Raw genomic sequence first — 6,253 nt, 5'->3', positions numbered from 1 at the left:
GACACGTATTAAGTTTGGCGGATAACGACGCACAATCAGAGATACTGTGATATAAAGCGCCCGCATACTTAACAAGGAGCCCATGTTGGAAATCGAAGCTGACCTCGTAAAACGCGTAGACGGAATCCGGATTCATACGCCGGAAGACTTTGAAGGCATGCGTAAAGCAGGTCGCGTCGCCGCTTCATGTCTCGATATGCTGGTTCCTGAAGTCAAGCCGGGTGTCACGACGGGTCACCTCGATGATCTGATCCGCGAGTTTGTTCTCGATAGTGGCGCGGCTTCTGCGACCATCGGCTATCGCGGGTATCGTCACGCATCCTGTATTTCTCACAACCATGTGGTTTGCCACGGCATTCCGGGCGACCGCGTGCTGAAGGAAGGCGACATTGCCAATATTGACGTGACTGTCGTCGTCGACAGCTGGCATGGTGACACGTCGCGCATGTATGGCGTTGGCGAGGTCAAACGCCGCGCAAGCCGCCTGATGGACCTTACTTATCAAGCCATGATGGCAGGTATCGAGGCTGTGAAGCCGGGTGCACGCGTCGGCGATATCGGCGCAGCAATTACCGAGCTCGCTCACAAGAATCGCCTTTCCGTTGTTGAAGACTTCTGCGGCCACGGCCTCGGTCAGGTCTTCCATGATGAACCGAATGTGGTTCACTCTGCACGCGCTGGAACAGGCGCAGAATTGCGCCCTGGCATGTTCTTCACAATCGAACCGATGCTGAACCTCGGCAAGAAAGACACCTACATCCTGAATGACGGCTGGACGGCGGTAACACGGGACAAGTCGCTCTCCGCCCAGTTTGAACATTCCATTGCGGTGACGGAAGACGGATATGAAATCTTCACCACGTCCCCAGCTGGTCTCCACACGCCTCATACGGCGTAAGTCCTGATCAGAGTTCTGCGATGAAGGATGCGCCTGGACCTCCCCTGTTTCCTGAACCGAGTTCATCGCAGAAGCCGGAAAAAGACGTTCCGCACTATCACGGTCATAGAGACCGCCTGCGCCAGAAGTTCGTTGAAACAGACGGCGCAGGGCTGGCTGACTATGAAATGCTGGAGCTGCTTCTATGCGGCTTCATTCCCCGAAAAGACGTAAAGCCCATCGCCAAGCGCCTGCTCGCGCGCTTCGGCTCACTCTCTGCAGTGTTCGCTGCATCCCCGAAAGCGCTTCAGTCAGTCGATGGGATAGGCGAAACGCTGTCTATTTATCTCAAGACGGTTCATCACCTTCATTTGCGGGCAACGGCGCAGGAGCTGAACGGGCGGGAAGTGCTCTCTTCATGGCAGAAGGTGCAGGACTATGTTCGTGTTCGCCTCCAACACGACGAGATCGAATCGTTTAGGGTTCTGTTTCTTGATCGGAAAAACTGTCTGATCAGTGACGAAGAACTCGGCCGTGGCACCGTCGATCACGCACCAGTTTACCCACGGGAAATTGCCAAACGGGTTCTCGAGCTTTCCTCAAGTTCAATTATTCTCGTCCATAATCATCCAAGTGGAGATCCGACACCATCTCGCGCGGATATTAGTATGACGAGAGAAATCATAGATGTTCTGGACTCTCTGGAAGTACAGGTGCACGATCATCTTGTTGTTGGACGACAAGGCGTTACCAGCATGCGTGCTTCAGGTCTGATCTGACACAATAGCTGCCGCCTTTCAGGCGAATTGGCTTGCGTGTGGAAGATTTGAGAGTAACGTCCACGCTGCACATGAATATACTAAACAACACCGAAGTTGTCGGGGAGGACAATTAATGAGTGATTCAACGGCTGCGCCGAGCGCAGGCCATATCTCCGGATACGGGTCACGGCCTTATAGAACCTATGTTCTGCTGGCGCTGACATTCATCTACACTCTGAACTTTATTGACAGAACACTCATCACGGTTGTCGCTCAACCCCTGATGAACGAACTGAACCTGTCTGACGGCCAGTTCGGCTTCCTCTACGGCCCTCCATTCGCGATTTTCTATGCTCTGATGGGCATCCCGCTCGCCATGTGGGCGGACCGCGCCAACCGCGTGATGGTCATAACCATCTGTGTGGTCGTCTGGTCTCTGATGACGGCTTTCTGCGGTTTCGCATCGAGCTTCATCTGGCTCATTATTTTCCGTATCGGTGTTGCTATCGGTGAAGCAGGCGGCACCCCTCCGGCGAACTCGATCATCACGGATTATTATCCTGTCAAAAACCGCGCGAACGCCATCGGCATCTATTCGATGGGCGTCACACTCGGCGCGGTTCTCGCGCAGGTGTTCGGTGGCATGATCCTCGGCATCACAGGCCCTGAGTTCGGTTCATGGCTTGATTCCATTGGTATTGGCGGGCTGTTCTCGTTCCTCGACTGGTCACAGATTTCCGGATGGCGCATCGCGTTCGTCATTGTGGGCGCACCGGGAGTTATTATCGGCCTGATCCTCTGGCTCACAGTCAAAGAGCCGCCACGTGGCTACTCCGAAGTCCCTGGCTCCCACACCAACGCCAAGACCGGCCTTATGGAAGGCTTCAAAGAAATCTCTAAGAAGCCGACATTCTGGTGGGGCGCGATGGGCGCTGCTTTCGTAGCCTTCGTCGGTTATGGCATTCAGGGCTTCCAGGCCCCATTCCTCCAGCGTGTATACGACATCAGCGCCTCTGAAGCGGCTCTGAAATACGGCGCGCCACTGTCTCTTGCTGCCGCTGCCGGCACATTCCTTGGTGGCTTCATTTCAGAGAAACTGGAAAGCAAGTATCACTCGGTTGTTGCATGGCTTCCGGCTGTGAACCTCAGCCTCGCTATCCCGCTCTATGTTGCCGCATTCTACTTTGCTCCAAGCATTGAAGTTGCGTTCATGCTGTGGATTGGCGCAGCTATCCTGCACTACTCCTATCTTGGCTCGCAGTACTCGATTGCGACGGCGATTGCATCACCACGCTCACGTGCCACATCAGTAGCCATCCTGCTTCTGCTTGTATCTCTGATTGGTAACGGCATCGGTCCTGTATTTGTCGGTGTGCTATCAGACCAGCTGATGGCGTCACAAATCGCAACAGCCGGCCTGACAGAGCGCATTGCCGAGTTCAGCCCTGCAATCTGTGCCGGCGCTGGCGATAGCCTCGACGCTGACGGCGCGGCTTATTGCGCAGCATATAGTGATGGCCTGAAGCTCTCCATGGCGGTGGTAGCGACGCTCTTTTCGATCGCTGCATTCTGCTTCTTCATGGCGGGTAAAACCTTCAACAAGGACCGCTGGAGCAGCACGACAGCAGCATAATCTGCGAACGCCTTAAAAAATAAAAGAAGAACTGGAGGGAGAATTCCGCCCTCCAGTCATATTCGGGAGGAGGCAATGTCCGCAACGCAAGCAAACCCTAGTGATGGGTTTGGCACGAAGACCTATCGGTCTTACGTGCTTGGATCACTTTTGCTGGTCTACATTTTCAATTTCATCGACCGCTCCATCATCAACATCCTGACCGAGCCCATCAAGCTCGCGTTCGAGGTAGAAGACTGGCAGATGGGCCTGCTCGGCGGTCCGGCCTTTGCCTTCATGTATACCTTTCTCGGCATTCCCATTGCGCGGCTAGCAGAGCGGTTTAACCGCGTCTGGATCATTGCGCTCTCCGTTGCATTCTGGAGCCTGATGACCGCGCTCTGCGGAGTCGCAGGATCGTTCCTGATGCTCTTCCTGTTCCGCGTCGGGGTCAGTATTGGCGAGGCTGGCTGCACGCCGCCATCGCAGAGCCTCATGTCAGACTATTACAGCCCGAAATCGAGAAGCACTGCTGCCTCTGTATACGCCCTCGGCGTTCCGATCGGCACTATGCTGGCGGCCATCTTTGGCGGCACGATTGCAGAACAGCTTACCGGTCCTGCCTTTGGCAGCTTTCTGAACTCGATCGGCCTCGGCTTTATCGCTTCCGGCTTTGATTGGGAGAACGTGGAAGGCTGGCGACTGGCGTTTATCGTTGTGGGCCTGCCCGGTATTCTTGTTGCTCTGCTCGTGAAGCTGACAGTTAAAGAGCCTCCGCGCGGCTACACTGACCCAACGCTCGCGAAAACAACGGATCATGTGAGCTTCATCTCGACGCTTAAATTGCTCCTCGGAAAGCCAACATATGTGCATATTGTACTGGGCGCGACGGTGACGGTTTTTGCAAACTATGCGCTCAATCAATTCACCGTTTCGTTCTTCCGGCGCACGCACGACCTTAGCCAACAGGATGCGTCTCTCCTCTTCGGGATTATCCTTGGCGGTATGGCCGCGATCGGCGTATTTGCCTCAGGGTATCTTGCTGACAAGCTCAGAGAACGTCACCCGACCGCACTGACATGGATCCCGGGGATCGCGCTGATCGCGTCCACGCCACTCTACGTCATTGGGTTCCTGACAAATAATATCTGGATTGCCGTGCCACCACTCATGGCTGCGGCGTGTCTGCATTATTTCTATCTGGGCCCTATGTACGCCATTGCGGGCGGCGTGGTGGATAGTCGCTCACGGGCGACCTCGGTCGCGCTATCGCTCTTCTCGATGAACTTGCTGGGCTACGGTCTCGGTCCGCCTCTGATCGGTGGTCTTTCGACCTTCCTGAATGCACATTTCCTGAAGGGCTCTCCTGATGAACTCACTCTGGACGCCTGCCGTGATCTGGGCAGCCTCACAGACGCGCAGGCGGCCTTGTGTGGATCGGCCAATGCTGACGGGCTTCAATGGTCAATGATTGTGTTTTCATGCGCGTATGCGTGGGCAGGCATCCACTATGTGCTTGCACGTCGCCACTTCAAGAAGGACATGATCAGTCTTTAGTTTCAGGCTGAGACGGTACAGGTGGCGGCCCGTCAGGTCGCGTAAAAATGAAAGTTCCCGATCCGATAAGGATCGGGATCTGGATCGCAAGCGTCCAAAGCGGCGCCCCCAGAAAATAGGAGAGAAACGGCGCTGCAACGAGGCAAACGCCAGCCGTATACTTGGCTCTCTTCCCAATAGCCCCATGCCGGCTCCAATTCGTCAGAAGCGGACCGAACCATTTATGTTCGTGAAGCCAACGGTTAAGTCGTTCAGATGACCGGGCAAAGCAAAAAGCTGCCAGCAACAGAAACGGCGTGGTTGGCACAAGCGGCAGAAACACCCCGACGAAAGCAAGTCCCGTAAAGAACAGGCCCGCGCAGAGCCAGAAAAGCCGGATGATCGGGTTACGCGTCATCCGGACGTCGCCAGTGCAAGCGGATATACGCCGAACAGAACTGGATGGAGCGCGATCAAACCTGCAATCAGCGCCAGACTAAGAAGCCATCGAACTGATACGCGTACAGGGTTATCCACACGGCGTATTATAGTGAGCGGATTAGGCCAGAAGGATGTCTTCTCTGTCATTAGGCTCCAGGTCTGTTCGCCCATGGATTTTTTATGGCGCTGGTCCATCGACAACGCCCCAAGTAGCGCAAAAGCAGTCTGCACCAGAAAGAAAACCATGAGTGCAAAACTGCCATTTGCCAGCATGTGACCTGCCCCCCAGAAAGCGAGCCCGAAGAGCGCCGGATGACGCGTCAGACGCAGAATGCCTGGCTCCTCAGCCTGATATGCGGCGCCTGAACCGAAAACGGAAAACGGGTTGGCAACTCCGACACCAAACACAAACAGAATAATGCCAATAATGATTAGCATGAGCGCGAGGCCGTGCTGCCACGGCTCGCTCGCCCATAAAGGTACGACAGGCGCTCTCACAGCCTCCCAGACGAGCCAACCGAGCATTACCAGAGATACAACGGAAAACACGATCCTGAAGCCGCTATCACCAAGTACTGCTTTCAACCGGGAACTAACTGGTTTGATAGCCATGAGAACATGACTGAGAGGAAACAGGATCATCGCCGCGATATAAGGCGCCCAGTCCTTCAGAAAGACATCAGCGCCAGCCCCGCGCTTCCACAGCAGGAAGAGAGGAATCCATATCAAGGTCAGCGTGATCGTCCCTTTGATTGCCTGATAGACAATCCAGAGCCAGAACATACGGGCTTTATTGTCCTTGATGAACTGGATGGCTCTCGCAACTGGCGTAAATGCTGACATATGGCTCTCGCCGGCTCCCTGAATCTATGTCCAATCGTCATAATCGGTTCGCGCGATCAGGCATATAGCCAGACACAAAAAAGCCCGCTCGTGAGAGCGGGCTTTTCGTGTTCGGTAGTCGGTTAGGACTATTCGATAACTTTAGACACAACGCCTGAACCAACAGTACGGCCACCTTCACGG

At 54.8% G+C, this 6,253-nt stretch carries 6 protein-coding genes; 4 read left to right on the top strand and 2 right to left on the bottom strand.

The features are described 5' to 3' along the window. The first annotated feature begins 82 nt into the window (after positions 1-82). The 4 genes from map (at position 83) to P1U45_RS12030 (ending at position 4,807) form a co-directional block, all read left to right on the top strand. Positions 83-898 (top strand): type I methionyl aminopeptidase, encoded by an 816-nt coding sequence (map, locus tag P1U45_RS12045; protein ID WP_301059300.1) that lies wholly within the window; start codon positions 83-85, stop codon positions 896-898. Between the two features lie 20 nt (positions 899-918). Next, positions 919-1,656 carry a DNA repair protein RadC gene (radC, locus tag P1U45_RS12040; protein ID WP_301059299.1) on the top strand — a complete coding sequence of 246 codons (738 nt, stop codon included), beginning with the start codon at positions 919-921 and terminating at the stop codon, positions 1,654-1,656. 115 nt (positions 1,657-1,771) lie between these two features. Beyond that, complete coding sequence (locus tag P1U45_RS12035; RefSeq protein WP_301059298.1) at positions 1,772-3,271, top strand: MFS transporter; 1,500 nt, start codon at positions 1,772-1,774, stop codon at positions 3,269-3,271. Positions 3,272-3,346: 75 nt separating this feature from the next. After that, positions 3,347-4,807, top strand: coding sequence for an MFS transporter (locus P1U45_RS12030; RefSeq protein ID WP_301059297.1), 1,461 nt, complete (start codon positions 3,347-3,349; stop codon positions 4,805-4,807). Here P1U45_RS12030 and P1U45_RS12025 read toward each other — a convergent pair. Continuing rightward, positions 4,797-5,204: a YbaN family protein gene (locus P1U45_RS12025; protein WP_301059296.1), complete on the bottom strand. Its 408-nt coding sequence runs from the start codon at positions 5,202-5,204 to the stop codon at positions 4,797-4,799. The two genes, P1U45_RS12030 and P1U45_RS12025, sit on opposite strands and share 11 nt — an antisense overlap. Continuing rightward, positions 5,201-6,070, bottom strand: coding sequence for an NnrU family protein (locus P1U45_RS12020; RefSeq protein WP_301059295.1), 870 nt, complete (start codon positions 6,068-6,070; stop codon positions 5,201-5,203). The genes P1U45_RS12025 and P1U45_RS12020 overlap by 4 nt, the downstream gene beginning before the upstream one ends. Positions 6,071-6,253 lie beyond the last annotated feature (183 nt).

It is taken from the genome of Ponticaulis sp. (genome assembly GCF_029210165.1).
In the GTDB taxonomy this organism is placed as follows: Bacteria; Pseudomonadota; Alphaproteobacteria; order Caulobacterales; family Hyphomonadaceae; genus Ponticaulis.
The sequence above is the reverse complement of the archived record's forward strand: the minus strand, read 5'-3'. Positions and strand labels throughout refer to the sequence as shown.